Annotated in this window: 18 protein-coding genes; 6 read left to right on the top strand and 12 right to left on the bottom strand. The window is 72.3% G+C overall.

Features of this window, described 5'->3' with window-relative positions; genetic code table 11:
• Positions 1–107 precede the first annotated feature (107 nt).
• Together AB0M83_RS29610 and AB0M83_RS29605 are read right to left on the bottom strand one after the other, a co-directional pair.
• Entirely contained in the window at positions 108–266 is a 159-nt protein-coding gene (locus tag AB0M83_RS29610) for a hypothetical protein (RefSeq protein ID WP_364521679.1), read from the bottom strand.
• 39 nt (positions 267–305) lie between these two features.
• Positions 306–1,430 carry a serine hydrolase domain-containing protein gene (locus AB0M83_RS29605; protein WP_364521678.1) on the bottom strand — a complete coding sequence of 375 codons (1,125 nt, stop codon included), beginning with the start codon at positions 1,428–1,430 and terminating at the stop codon, positions 306–308.
• A 174-nt stretch (positions 1,431–1,604) separates the two neighbouring features.
• Between AB0M83_RS29605 and AB0M83_RS29600 the strand changes: the two genes are divergently transcribed.
• A complete protein-coding gene (locus tag AB0M83_RS29600) occupies positions 1,605–2,564 on the top strand; it encodes a zinc-binding dehydrogenase (RefSeq protein WP_364521677.1) in 960 nt (319 codons plus the stop codon).
• A gap of 14 nt (positions 2,565–2,578) precedes the next feature.
• Here AB0M83_RS29600 and AB0M83_RS29595 read toward each other — a convergent pair whose 3' ends face one another.
• The 6 genes from AB0M83_RS29595 to AB0M83_RS29570 all read right to left on the bottom strand — a co-directional run bounded on the left by AB0M83_RS29595 (position 2,579) and on the right by AB0M83_RS29570 (position 6,830).
• A complete protein-coding gene (locus AB0M83_RS29595; protein WP_364521676.1) occupies positions 2,579–3,007 on the bottom strand; it encodes a cupin domain-containing protein in 429 nt (142 codons plus the stop codon).
• A 69-nt stretch (positions 3,008–3,076) separates the two neighbouring features.
• Positions 3,077–4,009: a PDR/VanB family oxidoreductase gene (locus tag AB0M83_RS29590; protein ID WP_364521675.1), complete on the bottom strand. Its 933-nt coding sequence runs from the start codon at positions 4,007–4,009 to the stop codon at positions 3,077–3,079.
• Complete coding sequence (locus tag AB0M83_RS29585; protein WP_364521674.1) at positions 4,006–4,170, bottom strand: hypothetical protein; 165 nt, start codon at positions 4,168–4,170, stop codon at positions 4,006–4,008. Before AB0M83_RS29585 ends, AB0M83_RS29590 begins: the two co-directional genes overlap by 4 nt.
• Positions 4,167–5,198 carry an aromatic ring-hydroxylating dioxygenase subunit alpha gene (locus tag AB0M83_RS29580; protein ID WP_364521673.1) on the bottom strand — a complete coding sequence of 344 codons (1,032 nt, stop codon included), beginning with the start codon at positions 5,196–5,198 and terminating at the stop codon, positions 4,167–4,169. Before AB0M83_RS29580 ends, AB0M83_RS29585 begins: the two co-directional genes overlap by 4 nt.
• A gap of 83 nt (positions 5,199–5,281) precedes the next feature.
• Positions 5,282–6,040 carry an IclR family transcriptional regulator gene (locus AB0M83_RS29575; protein WP_364521671.1) on the bottom strand — a complete coding sequence of 253 codons (759 nt, stop codon included), beginning with the start codon at positions 6,038–6,040 and terminating at the stop codon, positions 5,282–5,284.
• A gap of 124 nt (positions 6,041–6,164) precedes the next feature.
• Positions 6,165–6,830, bottom strand: coding sequence for a DUF4097 family beta strand repeat-containing protein (locus AB0M83_RS29570; RefSeq protein ID WP_364521670.1), 666 nt, complete (start codon positions 6,828–6,830; stop codon positions 6,165–6,167).
• Between the two features lie 461 nt (positions 6,831–7,291).
• Here AB0M83_RS29570 and AB0M83_RS29565 point away from each other — a divergent pair, with 461 nt between their 5' ends.
• The gene (locus tag AB0M83_RS29565; RefSeq protein ID WP_364521669.1) at positions 7,292–7,846 is read left to right on the top strand and encodes a hypothetical protein; all 555 of its coding nucleotides are present in this window, start codon (positions 7,292–7,294) and stop codon (positions 7,844–7,846) included.
• 223 nt (positions 7,847–8,069) lie between these two features.
• The gene (locus tag AB0M83_RS29560) at positions 8,070–9,116 is read left to right on the top strand and encodes a DUF2235 domain-containing protein (RefSeq protein WP_364521668.1); all 1,047 of its coding nucleotides are present in this window, start codon (positions 8,070–8,072) and stop codon (positions 9,114–9,116) included.
• Between the two features lie 10 nt (positions 9,117–9,126).
• Here the strand turns inward: AB0M83_RS29560 and AB0M83_RS29555 are convergent, their stop codons facing one another.
• Complete coding sequence (locus AB0M83_RS29555) at positions 9,127–9,996, bottom strand: LysR family transcriptional regulator (protein ID WP_364521667.1); 870 nt, start codon at positions 9,994–9,996, stop codon at positions 9,127–9,129.
• A 101-nt stretch (positions 9,997–10,097) separates the two neighbouring features.
• On the opposite strand from AB0M83_RS29555, the gene AB0M83_RS29550 reads away from it, so the two are divergent.
• The gene (locus AB0M83_RS29550) at positions 10,098–10,730 is read left to right on the top strand and encodes a dihydrofolate reductase family protein (RefSeq protein ID WP_364521666.1); all 633 of its coding nucleotides are present in this window, start codon (positions 10,098–10,100) and stop codon (positions 10,728–10,730) included.
• A 33-nt stretch (positions 10,731–10,763) separates the two neighbouring features.
• Here AB0M83_RS29550 and AB0M83_RS29545 read toward each other — a convergent pair whose 3' ends face one another.
• Positions 10,764–11,582: an alpha/beta hydrolase gene (locus AB0M83_RS29545; RefSeq protein ID WP_364521665.1), complete on the bottom strand. Its 819-nt coding sequence runs from the start codon at positions 11,580–11,582 to the stop codon at positions 10,764–10,766.
• Between the two features lie 100 nt (positions 11,583–11,682).
• Between AB0M83_RS29545 and AB0M83_RS29540 the strand changes: the two genes are divergently transcribed.
• Complete coding sequence (locus AB0M83_RS29540) at positions 11,683–12,063, top strand: helix-turn-helix domain-containing protein (RefSeq protein WP_364521664.1); 381 nt, start codon at positions 11,683–11,685, stop codon at positions 12,061–12,063.
• 36 nt (positions 12,064–12,099) lie between these two features.
• On the opposite strand, the gene AB0M83_RS29535 is transcribed toward AB0M83_RS29540, so the two are convergent.
• Together AB0M83_RS29535 and AB0M83_RS29530 are read right to left on the bottom strand one after the other, a co-directional pair.
• Complete coding sequence (locus tag AB0M83_RS29535) at positions 12,100–13,338, bottom strand: cytochrome P450 (RefSeq protein ID WP_364521663.1); 1,239 nt, start codon at positions 13,336–13,338, stop codon at positions 12,100–12,102.
• A 137-nt stretch (positions 13,339–13,475) separates the two neighbouring features.
• Positions 13,476–14,585, bottom strand: a complete 1,110-nt coding sequence (locus tag AB0M83_RS29530) for an FAD-dependent monooxygenase (RefSeq protein WP_364521662.1) — start codon at positions 14,583–14,585, stop codon at positions 13,476–13,478.
• Positions 14,586–14,653: 68 nt separating this feature from the next.
• On the opposite strand from AB0M83_RS29530, the gene AB0M83_RS29525 reads away from it, so the two are divergent.
• Positions 14,654–15,334, top strand: a complete 681-nt coding sequence (locus tag AB0M83_RS29525; RefSeq protein ID WP_364521661.1) for a TetR/AcrR family transcriptional regulator C-terminal domain-containing protein — start codon at positions 14,654–14,656, stop codon at positions 15,332–15,334.
• The last annotated feature ends 84 nt before the right edge of the window (positions 15,335–15,418 follow it).

Below are 15,418 nucleotides of genomic sequence, written 5' to 3'. Positions count from 1 at the left end.
GCTTCCTTCCTCGGTCCCCGGCAATTCGGGAACACCCAAGCACAGCGGGACGGGCGTAGGCAGCCCGGAGACCACCGTTCGCGCCGGGAATTCCCTCGATCCGGTGATCAGCCCGGCGGTTCGGCCTCCCCGGCGTCCTCGTCGACGTCCTGGTGCTCGGGCTCCTCGCGGTCGACCTCGGGGACGTCGACGTCGAGGTCGATCTCCGGGGTCCCGGGCGGGCGGGGTGCGTCGGGGGTGATGGGGCCGTGCTCGGCTTCGGTCATGGGGAGTGGTTACCCGGGAGCCGCCGTCTCAAGCGGACGTCACCGGCAGAACGCGGTGTCCACAGTGGAGAGAACGGCGACCGCGGCCTTCTCACCGTCTCCGAACGTGCCCGGCAGCGCGGTCACCGCCAGGCCGACCGAACGGCCGTCCTCCGTGGCGCCACCGCGGGTTTCGTAGCCGTCGATGTCGCCGCCGTGGCCCCAGTAGGCGCCGCCGCAGCTCAGCGGGACGCGGAAGAGGCCGAGGCCGTACTGCCACCCCGGGAACAGCGGCGCGTCGACGGTCTTGCGCATCTCGGCCAGCTGCGCGGCCGGCAGCAGCTCGCCGCCGAGCAGGGCCCGCGACAGTTTCGCCAGGTCGCTCGGCGTCGAGATCAGCTGGCCGGCCGCCCCACCCCACGACGGATCCATCTCGGTCGCGTCGACGACCTTCGTGCCCGTGCTGTTCGCGAGCGCGTAGCCGTGCGGGTGCGGCCCCTGGATGGTCTCGTCGCCCGGCTGCGGCCAGTACGTGTCGCGCAGGCCCGCCTTCGCGATCACCCGCTTCGTGATCTGCTCCTGCACCGGACGCCCGGTCACGTGCTCGATCAGCAGGCCGGCCAGCAGGTAGTTGGTGTTGCTGTACTCCCACTTGGTGCCGGGCGCGAACTTCGCGGGGTGGGCCAGCGCCGCGGCGAGCAGGTCGTGCGGCTGGAAGAACTTGTGCTGGACGTCTTCGAAGTTCTCCACGCCGAGGTACTCGGTGTAGTTCGGCAGCCCGCTGGTGTGCTGCAGCAGCTGCCGGACGGTGATGGCGTTCCCGTCGATGCCCTCCCCGCGCACCAGCCCGGGCAGGTACCGCTCGATCGGCGCGTCGAGCTCGACCCGGCCCTCGGCCACGAGCTGGAGGACGACGACCGCGGTGAAGGTCTTCGTGTTGCTGCCCGCCCGGACCCGGCCGTCGCGCGGGACCGGGACGCGGCGGTCGAGCCGCGCGGACCCGGCGACCAGCGACGTGCCGGTGCCGTCCCGGCCCACCCAGGCCAGCGCCGCCGGGAACTTCTCCTGGCTCACCAGCGCGTCGAGGCTCGCCTGCACGGGCGGCTTCGGCCCGGTGGCCGCCGCCGTCGTGGTCAAGCCGCCCAGCAGCCCCGCCACCGTCAAGATCACTGCACCCTTGCGCATCGCTTCTCCTTCATGTCCGGTTCGATACCGGAAATGCTGCTCGAATCCGGCGCGAAGATCAGTAGCGCGGGCTACCGGATCAGGGGTAGCGCTGGCGCTACCGTGTGCCCGTTCTTCGGGGGTACCGCGGGAAATGCGTTGCCGAAAGGGAGTTTCCCGTGCCACGGTGCCGCCGTGAGTACGACGATGCGCGCGGCGGTCTGTGTCGGAGCGGGTGGCCCGGAGGTCCTGGAGGTCCGTGACCTGCCGGTGCCGGCCGTGCGGGCGGGCTGGAGCCTGGTCCGGGTGAAGGGCGCCGGCCTGAACCGGTCGGAGCTGCGGACCCGGCAGGGCCATTCGCCGGACGTGCGGTTCCCGCGGGTGCTCGGGATCGAATGCGTGGGCGTGGTGGCCGGGTCCACCGATCCGGCGCTGCCGGAGGGGACGACCGTCGCGGCGGTGATGGGCGAGATGGGGCGCGAGTTCGACGGCGGCTACGCGGAATACGCGCTGCTGCCGGACGCGCTGCTGATGCCGATCGCCACCACATTGTCCTGGGAGGTCCTGGCGGCGCTGCCCGAGACGTACCTGACGGCCCAGGGCGCGCTGGACGCGCTGGGCATCGCATCGGGAACGCGGCTGCTGATCCGCGGCGGGACGTCGTCGGTCGGGCTGGCGGCGGCGTCGATCGCGGCCGGCCACGGCCTCGAGATCGCGTCGACGACCCGGCGCCCGGACAAGGCCGGCGCGATGACCGCGGCGGGCGTCGCCCACGTCGTGATCGACGACGGCGGACCGCTGGATCTGCCGTGGGAGCCCGACTTCGTCCTGGACCTCGTCGGCGCGCGCACGGCGGTGGACTCGCTCCGCCTGGTCCGCCGGGGTGGCACGGTGTGCGTGGCGGGCTCGTTGAGCGGCTGGTCGATCGCGGACTTCCAGCCGGTGGCGATGATCCCGTCCGGCACGCGGCTGACGGCCTTCCACAGCAAGGACATGACGGGCCGCGCGGACGTGCTGCAGCGCATCGTCGGCGAGGTCGAGGCGGGGGTGCACCGGCCCCACATCGACCGGGTCTTCGGGCTGGACGAGATCGTGGCCGCGCACCGGTACATGGAGGACGACCAGGCCAGCGGGAAGCTGGTGGTGCTGTTCTAGGCGAGCGGCACCGGTCAGTCCCCGGGCACCTCGACCGGCGCCCACAGGCTCGGCAGGTTGACGACGATCCCCTCCTGGCTGCTGCGCGCGATGATCACCACGGCCTCTTCGTCCGTCGGGTTCTCCTCGCGGTGCGGGACGTACGGCGGCACGAAGATGTAGTCCCCGGGTCCCGCTTCGATGCGCACCTCCTCGTCGCCGTCGGCGAAGACGAACACCGGGTGGCCCGACTTGACGTAGATCGCCGTCTCCGCCTCGCCGTGGTGGTGGTCGCCCGAGTTCGTCACCGGCGCGACGTGCGTCTCGCCCATCCAGACCTTCGACGAGCCCACCGTCTTCCCGGAGATCGCCTCCAGGCGCTTCATCCCGCTCGTCTGGTTCGTGTCGCCGGTCAGGTCCGCGCCGCGGATGTGCCGCAGCGGCTGGTGCCACAGGTCGGTCATCGGAGTGGTCCCTTCGTCACCCCGCCATCTTCCCCGCCGCGAGCCCGGTGCGCCCGTCCGGAGCGGTGATCAGAGGTCGAGCACGAGCCGCGGTGAGCACGAACGCGACACGCAGATCATCATCACCTCGTTCTCCCGCCGTTCCGCCGCGGTCAGCACCGAGTCGCGGTGGTCCGGGGTGCCGCCCAGGACGCCGGTTTCGCAGGTGCCGCACGTGCCTTCCTGGCACGAGGACAGCACCGGGACCCCCGACTCCTCCACCACCTCCAGGATCGAGCGGTCCGCCGGGACCGCCAGGACGCGGCCCGAGCCGGCGAGTTCGACCTCGAACGCGGTGCGCGGGCCGTCGTCCTCGACCGGAGCGAACCGCTCGACGCGCAGGGCGCCTTCGGGCCAGCCGGCGCAGTGTTCTTCCACCGCCGCCAGCAGCGGTTCCGGGCCGCAGCAGTACACCGCGGTGTCCGGCCGCGGCTCGGCCAGCAGCGCGGCCAGGTCGAGCAGCCCGTGTTCGTCCTGCGGCCGGATCGTCACCCGGTCTCCGTGGCGGGCCAGTTCGGCGGTGAAGGCCATCGAGGACCGCGTCCGGCCGCCGTAGAGGAGCTGCCACTCGCGGCCCGTTCCGGCGACCGCGTCGAGCATCGGCAGGATCGGCGTGATGCCGATGCCGCCGGCGACGAACAGGTAGCGCTTGGCGTCGACGAGCGTGAAGTGGTTGCGCGGCCCGTCGACCTCGATCCGTTGCCCGGCACCGAGTTCGTCGTGCACGTACGCCGACCCGCCCCGGCCGCCGGGCTCGCGCAGGACCGCGACGTGGTACGCCGAAGGGTCGCCGGGCCGGCCGCACAGCGAGTACTGCCGGACGACGTCGCCGGGCAGCCGCAGATCGACGTGCGCCCCCGGTTCCCAGGACGGCAGCGGCTGCCCGTCCGGTGCCCGGAGCGTCAGCCGGACGACGCCGTCGGCGAGCTTTTCCTTGTCCGCCACCACCAGTTCGAGTGTCATGCTCCGTGCCCTTCGGGATGGGCCAGCAGCCAGTCCCAGAGCGCCACCGGGTCGTCGAACTCGCGCTCGGCCCCGCAGTGGCAGACCGCGCGCAGCCGGTCGGTGCCCAGCACCCAGTGGATCCGGTGGACGTGGTCGCCGGTGAGCATCGGCCGCGTCACGACGTGACCAGCCGTTGCAGCAGCCGGCGCGCCGCGAGGCCGCCGGTGTCGATGTTGACCGAAAGCTCCTGGTAGCCCTCCGGTTCGGCGGCTATCACCCGCTCCAGGACGTCGAGCGCTTCGACGTCCTGGAGGACGACCGTGCGGTTGTTCTCCGCGAGGAAGGCCGAAACGCCGTCGTCGTCGAGGGCGAAGTCCCGGGCCACCGCCCAGAAGTCGTGCGTCGAGTTTTCGGTCTCGGGAGTGATCGCGTAGACGACCTCGACGTGGAAAGCGTCCGGGTCGCTGCCGTCCGGGTTCGGCACCGAGCCGACCGGCGCGATGCGGCTGTGCAGCTTGTAGAGGCACGGCGGCGTGTACTCGATGTCCTGCCAGCGCGTGATCCGGCCCTGCAGCCCGGTGGACTTGGCGTAGAAGGGCGGGCACGCCGCGTCGGCCATGTGCCGGGACACGTAGACGATCCCGGCCTCGTCGTCGACCTCCGTCGTGATCGGCGTTTCGGCGACCTCCGGCGTGCCGATGTAGCCGCCGTGCAGGTAGGTCTCGTGCGAAAGGTCCAGCAGGTTGTCGACCAGCAGCGAGTACCGCGCCTTCAGCGGCTCCATCCCGGCGACCGTCGTGTAGCCGGGGGAGTCGAGGTAGGGCGCGCGCGGGATCTTCGCGACGTCCGCCTTCTCCGGGTCGCCGATGAACACCCAGACGAAGGAGTCCTGTTCCACCAGGGGATAGCTCCGCAGCCGGGCGGTGCGCGGCACCCGGTTCTGGCCGGGCACGGACACGCACTTGCCGTCGACGCCGTAGGTGAAGCCGTGGTAGCCGCAGACGACCTGGTCGTCGACGAGCCGGGACGGGGCCTGCGACAGCGGGAACCGGCGGTGCACGCAGCGGTCGGCCATCGCGGTGACGCCGCCGTCGCGGGTCCGCCAGAACAGGATCGGTTCCCCGCAGACGGTGCGGCTGAACAGGTCCTGGCCGATCTCGGAGCCGTACGCGGCGACGTACCACTGGTCGCGGGGAATGGCGCTCATCGGTTTCGTCCTCTCGTGGCGGGGCTCACAGCGTGCGGGAACGCCCCGGCGCCCACGAAGGGCGTTTCCATAAGATGGAAAGTTCAGCCGAGCGCGCGCGAGATCGCGCGGGCGCTGGTCATGACCAGCGGGGCCAGCGCGTGCGGCGACGCGCTGCCGTACCGCACGACGAGCGACACGGCGGCGACGACCTGGCCGCGCGCGTCGTGGATCGGCGCGCCGACCGAGAGGCTGTCGAGGGTCACCTGGCGTTCGCTGGTGGAGAAGCCGTGGGTGCGCACGTCGGCGAGCATGTGCCGCAGCCGGTCCGGGTCGGTGACGGTCTCCGGGGTGTACCGCTCGATCGGGTTGCGCAGGACGTCCTCCTGCACCTCGGCGGGCGCGTGGGCGAGCAGGACGAGCCCGACCCCGGTCGCGGTGAGCGCGAACCGCCCGCCGACGCGGGTCAGCACGGGCACGGCCCCGGTTCCGGCGATCCGCTCGATGTAGACGACTTCGGTGCCTTCGCGGACGGCGAGCTGCACGTTCTCGCGGGTGATCTGGGAGAGGTCCTCGAGGAACGGCAGGGCCCGCTCGCGCAGCCCCAGCCCCCGCGGCGCGAGCGACCCGAGCTCCCACAGCCGCAGCCCCACGCGGTAGACGCCGGATTCGTCGCGTTCGAGCGCACCCCACTCGCAGAACTCCCGCAGGAGCCGGTGCGCGGTGGCGGTGGGCATCCCGGCCCGGCGCGCGATCTCGCCGAGCCGCAAGGCGGGCCGGTCCGGGGTGAAGGCGCCGAGCACCCGCAGCGCCCGTCCGAGCACGGGCCCGGTGGCGCCCGGAGCACGACCTCGACGCGGCACGGCCACCGAGCATAGTGGACGGAGCCGGCGGTGCCCGCTGAGCTGAAGGGGCCCTTCCTCGCCTGCGATGCCAGGCCCCTTCAGCTCGTCACCTGCCCCCGATGTCCCTTTCGTCACCGGCCGGTCAGAGGCTGTGGGCGACGATGTCGCCCTGGCTGGTGGTGGCGCGGATCGAGAGTTCGGCGGTGCCGTTGTTCTTCAGGGTGTTGTCGATGCGGCCGTAGGTCGTGCCGGCGTCCAGGGAAGCCGAGACGCCGGCGGCCGCGCCGACGGTGATGCTGCCGGCCTGGGTGGTCAGCGTGACCAGCCCGGTGGCGGCTTCGCCGATGCGGATGTCGCCGCGGGCGGTGCTGATCTCGGCCGGACCGCCGAGGCGGCCGATCTCGACGTCGCCGTCGGTGGCGGTGAGGTGGACGCTCGCGGCTTCGGCGAGCTTGATGTGGCGGTACGCGCCGGTGAAGGTGACCTCGCCGAGGCGGCCGGTGCCGTCGAGTTCGGCGCCGGCGGTGGTGGCCTCGACGCGGGACCCGGTGGGCAGCCCGACGGTGACCTCGATCGAGCCCGACGGGCCGAAGTACTGGTTCCGGCCCTGCGGGGTGTGGACCCGCAGGACGCCGTCGGTGTAGCTGACGGTGGTCTGCCCGGCGGCCTTGACGTCGCGGTTCTTGCCGGGGTCGGCGGGGCGGACGTCGACGGTGGTGTCGGCGCGGTCGGTCGCGACGAGCCGGACGCGGCCGGCGGCGAAGTCGAGGGTGGCGGTGATCGCGGCGGGGGTGGCGAAGGTCTGCATCGTGTTCTCCTGCGGTCGGTGCCCCCGGTGGTGGGGACGGGAACCACTGTCGCCGGGCGGGCTGACACCCGGCGGCCACCGCGCTGACACGGCGGCTGACACGGCCTGGGGTGACGCAGGAATCACGGGTGATCGCTTTCCGGCATTCGGGGGTGGCACCGGTCGTGCATTCGGTTCAACCGGCGTATGAGAACATTTCTTCGGGTCTGTCACAGTAGTTCTGAATGGACAGTCCTTTGTCCATGGTCCGGACGTCGACGAGCTCGATAAACGTGCTACGGTAAGGAAAATCCCGCTCGCGCGTCGCGGCGCGCAAACGAGCCGGCGCCGGATCGGTTACGGCGGGAACCGATCTCGATCAGTTGAGATTGCCCACTCCGGGTTTTTCGGTTCTTCGCGTTTCCCGGAGCCATTTCGGTGGATCCCTGGAGCGTCCCGTTCCTCCTCGGAAGGAGTTCACCATGAGAGTCCGGAAGACCGGCATCGCGGCGGTCGTCGCGATCCTCGTGACCGCGATGGTCGCCCTCTTCACCAGCCCGGCGTCCGCCGCCCCGGCCCCGGCGGCTCCGGCGATCCCGGCGCTGTCCACCCCGATCACCGGCACGTTCACCGACGCGGCCGGTGGCACCGGCACGGCGGCCGGCACCTTCACCCCGACGGACTTCGTCGCGGACGGCACCACCCTGCTGGCCAACGGCGTCGCCGACGTGACGCTGACGGATTCCGCGGGCCAGGCGGCCGGTACGGAGTCGCGTGCGGTGACCGTGCCGGTCGGCGTCGCGGCGGCGTCCTGCGAGATCCTCGACCTGGTGCTCGGGCCGCTCGACCTCGACCTGCTCGGCCTGGTCGTGCACCTCGACCGCGTCCACCTGAACATCACGGCGGAGTCCGGCCCCGGCAACCTGCTCGGCAACCTGCTGTGCGCGATCGCCGGCCTGCTCGACCCGGGCCCGCTGACCAACCTGCAGGCGCTGGTCGACTTGCTGAACCAGATCCTCGCGCTGCTCCGCGGCTGACGCGCGCCTCCGCGATGACGGGTCGGCTCACCTTCGGGTGGGCCGGCCCGTCGCCGTCGGCCCCACCGGCCGCCGGGCTCGGAAGCCGTGCCCTGGGGGCGAGTCCGGTTCGAGTGACCGGCGGGCGATCACCGGAAACCCGCCGACCCGGAAAGCCGCTGCCCGGCGTAACGGGCGACTGTCCGGATGCGACTCACGCGTGTCCGGCGGGCCGGGAGGCGGAATGAAGAAACGACTGGTGATCTGCTGCGACGGGACCTGGAACTCCCTCAAACAGCCGGCTCGGACGAACGTCGCGCGGGTGTGGGACGCCGTGCCCGGCGAGGGCGCGGACGGCGTGCGCCAGCCGACCTGCTACCTCAAGGGGGTCGGCGCCGGCCTGCCGCTGGTGGGGCACCTCGCCGGCGGAGCGTTCGGCTGGGGCCTGTCGGCCGCCGTGCGGGACGCCTACCGGTTCCTCGTCGAGAACTACGTGCCCGGGGACGAACTGTTCTTCTTCGGGTTCAGCCGCGGCGCCTACACCGCGCGCAGCACGGTGGGCTTCCTCCGCAACTGCGGCGTCCTGCGCCCCGAGCACGCCGGCCTGATCGACGAGGCGTACCGGCTGTACCGGGACCGTGACGCGGCGACCGGCCCGGACAGTCCCGCGGCCGTCCGGTTCCGCGAAGAGCACGCCCACGAGAACGTGACGCCCGTGCGGTTCATCGGGGTCTGGGACACGGTCGGCGCGCTGGGCATCCCGCTGAGCGGCGGCCGGTTGCTGCACCGGATCAACCGGCGCTGGCAGTTCCACGACATGACGCTGAGCTCGACCGTGCAGTCGGCCTTCCAGGCGCTGGCCATCGACGAACACCGCAGGTCCTACGTCCCGGCCGTGTGGCAGCCCTCGGCCAAACCCGCGGAGCGGAACCAGGAACGGGAGCAGGTCTGGTTCACCGGCGCGCATTCCGACGTCGGGGGCGGGTACCGGGAGCGCGACCTGGCGGACATCGCCCTGCGCTGGCTGGCGGACCGGGCGGCCCGGTGCGGCCTGGACTTCGACCCGGGCGCGTTCGGCGACCCGGCCGGCGCGAACCCGGAAGGGAAACTGCACAACTCCCTCAGCGTGTTCTTCCGGTTGTTCGGCTCGGCGGACCGGCCGATCGGCCAGGCGGACGCGCCGTCGGAGTCTCTGGCGTCCAGCGCGCACGACCGGCACACGGCGATGGCGTACTCGCCCGCGAACCTCGTGACCTACCTCGAAGGCAGCCCCAAGATCACCACGCTTTGAACGAATCTCGTCATACGGCCGCCGCGGCTTCGGTCAGCGCGGCGAGGAGAGCGGTGGTGGCGGGCGGATCGGGCGGTTCGCCGTACGTCGCCGCGTAGATGTGCTGGTGCGATCCCGGTAGCTCGCTCGCCTCGATGCCGTCGGCACGGTGGGCGCGCAAGGCCAGGCCGGGGCTCGTCGTCACGCCCAGCCCGGCGACGACCAGTGCCTGCATGACGACCATGTCGTCGGAGGTGTAACCGATCCGGGGTTCGAAACCCTGCTCGGCGCACAGCGACAGCAGGTGGCCCCGGCACCGGTCGCAGCCGGCGATCCAGGTGGCGTCGCGCAGGGCCGGCAGCGTCTGCCCGGGGCTGGTGGACAGCAGGTACAGCGGATCGTCGAGCAGGTGGTGCAGGCGGACGTCCGGCGGTTCGGGCTCGGTGTCGTCGTAGCGGAAGATGATCGCGACGTCGATCTTGCCGGTGCGCAGCAGTTCCAGCGCTTCCGGTGGTTCCGTGTCGGTCAGGCCGATCCGCAGGCCGGGGTGCCGGGCCGTCAGCGCGGCCACCGCCCGCGGGATGAGCGAGCCGATCACGGACGAGAAGCTGGCCACGCGCACCCGGCCGGCGCTCAGCCCGACGTGGGCGGACAGCTCGGCGTCGGCGGCGTCGATCCGCCCGAGGATCTCGGCCGCCCGGGACGCCAGCAGCTGCCCGGCCGGCGTGAGCCGGATCCCGCGCCCGGCCCGCTGCAGCAGCTGCGCGCCGGTCTCGGCTTCGAGCCGGGCGAGGTGGTGGCTGACGGTCGGCTGCGTGTAGTGCAGCTCCTTCGCCGCCGCGGTGACCGAGCCGAACCGCGCGAGCGCGTCGATGACCCGCAGTCGGGTGACGTCCAGCATGCATCGACCCTATCTATGGATCGGCATCACCATCGGCATTGGACGGAGGGGCCGATCCACTGCAGGCTCAGGGGCACACAATCTCTTGAGGAGCAGAAACCATGACACTCGTCCGCGTCCACAACTTCGCCGTCTCCCTCGACGGCTTCGGCACCGGTGAGGGCCAGACCGCCGAGGCCCACTTCGGGCACGCGGGGGACCGGCTGCACGAGTGGATGTTCACCACGGGGTGGTGGCAGGCCGGCGGCAGCGGCGGCGTCGACGACGCCTTCATCCGGCAGCACGACCCGGGGATCGGCGCCGAGATCATGGGCGCCGGGAAGTTCGGGCACCCCGGGTGGCATGAGGACCCGGAGTGGCGGGGGGCGTGGGGCCCGAACCCGCCGTTCCACACGCCGGTGTTCGTGCTGACCCACCACGTGCGCCCGCCGATCGAGATGGAGGGCGGCACGACGTTCCACTTCCTCGACGCGTCCCCGGCCGAGGCGCTCGACGTCGCCCGCGAAGCCGCGCAGGGCAAGGACATCCGCCTCGGCGGCGGCGCCACGACGATCCGCGAGTTCCTCGAGGCCGGGCTCGTCGACCACCTGCACGTCGTGATCGTCCCGATCCTGCTCGGCCGGGGCGTGCGCCTGTGGGACGGGCTGGAGGGCCTGGAGAAGGACTTCCAGGTCGAGGCGACGTCGTCACCGAGCGGCGTCACGCACGTGACTTTCACCCGCACAGCCGGCTGAGCGGGAGCCGGCGCACCGCGACCGCGAACCTGATCAGCTGCCGGACCTCAGCAACGGCACCAAGGCGTCCGGGCGGTCCAGCGGGATGATGTGACCGCAGTCGTCGAGGACGTGGGATTCGAGGACGTCGGTCAGCGGGCGCAGCTGGCGCGCGAGGGCGTCGCCCACCGGGTGGGCGCCGACCGCCGTGGTGGGCACCGTGAGCCGGGCGGCCGCCACCGCCTCCGAGATCTGCCGCGCGCTCTCGGGCATCGCGCGGTAGTGGGCGAACGCGGACCGCAGCGCGTCACGGCCGGTGTAGGCGGCGACGAAGTGCTCCCGGAGCTCGGCGGGCACGCCCCGGCGGGTGCCGGCGTCGAGGAACCAGCCGATGTAGCCGTCCTCGTGCCCGGTCAGGACCGTCTCGGCGAGGCCGGGGACCGCGTGGAACCCGAACCACCACGGCGGCCCGCCGGCGAGGAAGTCCTCCGCGCCGGGGAGGCGGCCGAGCAGGGACTCCATGAGGACGAGCCGGCGGACCCGCTCGGGCCGGCGCAGGGCGAGCAAAAAGGCGGGCGGGGTACCCGCGTCGATGCCGGCGACCGTCGCGACCGGTTCGCCGAGGGCGTCGAGGAGGGCTTCGGCGTCCTCGGCGAGGGTGGCGGCGTCGTAACCGCCGTCGGCGCGGGTGGTCGCGCCGAGGCCGCGCAGGTCCGGGGCGATGACGCGGTGGTGCGGGGTCAGGTGCGGGAGGACCGCGGTCCAGACGCGCCAGGTGTGCGGGAAGCCGTGCAGCAGCAGGAGGGCGGGTCCGCGGCCGCCGATGGCGACGTTGACGTCGATGCCGTTCGCGGTGATCCGGTGTTCGCGCACGTGGGTTCTCCTGGGTGGTTACCATTGGTTAGTGGCTAACGGTAGGTAACGACTGTGGACCGGCCAAGACGGCACTTTCCCGACAGGTGGTGAGCTCCAGGTGACCCCCTCGCCCCAGGGCACGCGCGGCGACCTCTTCGACCCGGCGTGCCCGACCCGCCGGCTGCTGGACCGGATCGGCACGAAGTGGACGTCGATGGTGGTCAAGGTGCTGGCCGACGCCGGCCCGGACGAGGTCCGGTTCGCGGAGCTGCAGCGGCGGATGCCGGGGGTGTCGCAGAAGATGTTGTCGGTGACGCTGCAGAGCCTCACCCGCGACGGCCTGGTGGCGCGCCGGGTCGAGCCGACGGTGCCGCCGAAGGTCCACTACCGCCTCACCGACCTGGGGTGCTCGCTCGAGGTGCCGCTCGCCGCCCTGCGTTGCTGGGCGGAGGAGCACATGCCGGCGATCGACCGGGCCCGCGACGCAAGCCGCGACTGACTCCGGCGCGACCACCGGCCCGCGCCGAGCGTCAGGTCACGGCTTTTCCCTGCCGAGCAACGCCGGGATCGCGGTGTGGCCGTTGGACAGGAACGACGGGACGGTGGCCAGCTCCGCCGGCTCCACGGCCAGCCGAAGCTCCGGGAACCGGGCGAACAGCGCGGGCAGGGCGATGGCGGCTTCGAGGCGGGCCAGCGGAGCGCCCAGGCAGAAGTGCACGCCGTGCCCGAAGGCCAGGTGCTGCTTGTCCTCGCGGGACAGGTCGAACTCGTCCGCCGTGTCGCCGTGCTCGGCCGGGTCCCGGCCCGCCGCCGCGTAGGCCGCGAGGATCGCTTCGCCCTTGCCGATGATCGTGCCGTCGTCCAGGGCGATGTCTTCGACCGCGTACCGCAACGGCAGGTACGGCACCGGTGCCTGCCAGCGCAGCGTTTCCTCGATGACCTCGGCCCAGGTGTGCTCCCCGCGCCGGACCGCGGCGAGCTGCGCGGGGTGGGTCAGCAGGGCGGTGACCGCGTGGTCGAGCAGGTTGACGGTGGTTTCGTGGCCCGCCGTGAGCATGAGGATGAGCGTGTCGACGAGCTCGTCCGCGTCGAGCCGGGTGGCGTCCTCGGCCCGCGCGGTGATCAGGGCGCTGGTGAGGTCGTCGGCGGGGTGCGCGGTCTTGTCGGCGACCAGGCCGCGCATGAGCTCGTACAGCTCGAGTGAGTTCGCCTGCGCCTGTTCGGCGGTGACGGTCGTGTCGAAGATGGTGTCCACGGCCGAGCGCATCGCGTCCCGGCGGCCGGGCGGCACGCCGAAGAGCCGGCAGATCACTTCGACCGGCAGCGGGTAGGCGAACTCCTCGCGCAGGTCGACCGGCTCCCCGTGCGCGCCCGAGTGCTCGAGCCGGTCGAGCAGCTCCGTCGTGAGCTGCTCGATGTCCGGCCGCATGGCGTCCACCTGACGCGGGGTGAAGGCCTTGGACACCAGCGCCCGCAGCCGCCGGTGGTCGGCGCCGTAGGTGGTGAACATGTTGCGCACCGAAACCCAGATCAGCAGGGGCCAGTCTTCGCCGATCCGCCCTTCGCGCAAGGCGGTCCAGTGCGCGCGGGGATCCTTCGACACGCGGGGGTCGGTGAGGAGCTTGCGCAGGGTGGCCGCGTCCGCGACCGCCCACGCCGGGACGCCGCCGGGCAGTTCCACGAGCCCGGCCGGGCCTTCGGCGCGCAGGAGCCGGCCCTCTCCGTGCACGTCCTGGCCGGTGACGTCGAGCCGCAAGACGTTGCCGCCGGTCATCTGGCCCCCTTCCGCGATCGGTCGGACGGCCCACGTCGAACCGTAGGCCGTCCTTCCGGTTTTACCAGCGGCCCGGCGGATTCCGGCACGGTGGCGGCCGAATCGGCGTCGCGAATAGGGGGGACCCCAGCCGGGTGTCAGCCGGGTTGGAAGAACGCGAGCAATCGCTGCGCGGCGTCCGGCGACATCAGCAGTTCCTGCATCTTCGCGGACATCCGGGCGGCGGCACCGGTGCGTTCGAACATTTCGCTTTCGTACTCCTCGACGGCGGCGGCGAAGTCGTCCGGGTGCGCGGCCAGCGCGAGGCCGAGCAGGGCGCCGTCCAGCAACGCCATGTTCGCGCCCTCGCCCACCGGCGGCATCAGGTGCGCGGCGTCGCCGATCAGGGTGACGTCCGGCTTCGACGGCCAGGTCAGCCCGATCGGCAGCGTGGCGAGCGACCGCGGCACGACCACGTCGTCGCAGGCCGCGATCAGCGCGGTGAACCGCGGGTCCCAGCCGTCGAGCAGCTCGATCAGCCGCGCGCGGGCGGCGGCCGGGTCGTCGAACGGGATCCCGCTGGTGGCGAACCAGTCTTCGCCGGTGTGGTAGAAGCTGAGGCCGATGCGGACGCGGCCGTCGCCGTTGCGTTGCGCCGAAAGGGATTTCCCGTCGCCGAGCACCCAGTAGTTGCCGCGCCCGACCATCGCCGCCAGGTCGGGGTGCGTGCGGTCGATGTCGGGGATGCCGATCTCGACGACGTTCTGGCCGAGGTGCTCCGGGCGGGCGTCGGTGAGCAGCGCGCGGACCCGGGACTGCGCGCCGTCCGCACCGACCAGCAGGTCGTACGGCGCGCTGCCGCCGTCGGCGAAGTGCACCAGGCCGTCACCGGCGGAGGCGAACGCGTGTCCCCAGCGCACCACGTCACCGGGCAGGGAATCCAGCAGCAGGGCGCGCAGATCGGCGCGGTCGACCTCGGGGCGCAGTAGCGGGGCGTCGTCCGGCGTGTCCTCCTGGAGCAAGAGAGTGCCGTCCGGCTCCAGGAGCCGCATGTCCTGGCCTTCACCACGGGCGATCGCGAAGAACTGGTCGAGCAGGCCGGCTTCGCGCAGCGCCCGTTGCCCGGAGTGGATGTCGAGCATGCCGCCCTGACCGCGCGCGCCGCGTGCCGGCTCGCGTTCGTACACGACGGCGTCGATGCCCTTCACGTGCAGCACCCGGGCGAGGGCGAGGCCGCCCAGCCCGGCTCCGACGATGGCGATCGCCATGGTTCCCCCTTCGATACGGTGTATTGCCAAATACAGTGTATCGAAGGATGCGTTGTACTGTCACCGGCATGGTGGTGTGGGAACGGCCGGAGCCGCCGGAACGACCGGTGCCGGCCCCGCTGAGCCGGGAGCGGATCGTCCGGGCGGCGCTCGGGCTGGCCGACGCGCACGGCCTGGAAGCCGTGTCGCTGCGCAAGGTCGCCGCCGCGCTGGACGTCGGGCCGATGCGGCTGTACGGCTACATCGGCACCAAGGAAGAGCTGCTCGACCTGATGGTCGACGCGGTGTACGCCGAGATCCGGCCGGCCGGCGACGGCTGGCGGGAGGTGCTCACCTCGGTCGCCGAGCTGACCCGGCGCGCCGTGCACCGGCACGAATGGATGGCCGACCTGATCGGCGGCCGGCCCCAGCTCGGGCCGAACGCGCTGGCCAGGGGCGAAGCCGTGCTGGCCGCGCTGGGCGACGTCGACGTGGACATCGTCATGCCGGTGGTCACCGCGGTCGACGCGTACGTGATCGGCACGGTGCGCCGGGAGACCGCCGAGCGGCGCGCCGAACGAGCCTCCGGGATGAACCAGCGGCAGTGGCAGGCCGCCTACGGGCCCTACCTCGAGCGCATGTTCGCGACCGGCCGGTTCCCCGCGCTGGAGACGGTCGTCCGCGACGCGGCCCACCTGGACGCCGACGAGACCTTCCGGACCGGCCTCGGCTTCCTCCTCGACGGCATCGGCGCCGGCCTCCCGGACTGAGCCGTCCTTCGCGCACCGTCCACTGAGGACGGCGCTGGGCCGGGAGGGTCCTCGGGTGCCCGGAACGCTCGAAGCGCGGGAAAG

The organism is Amycolatopsis sp. NPDC051106 (assembly GCF_040682775.1).
Lineage (GTDB): Bacteria > Actinomycetota > Actinomycetes > Mycobacteriales > Pseudonocardiaceae > Amycolatopsis.
Note: the sequence above shows the minus strand (reverse complement) of the source record. Positions and strands in the feature narration are given on the sequence as shown.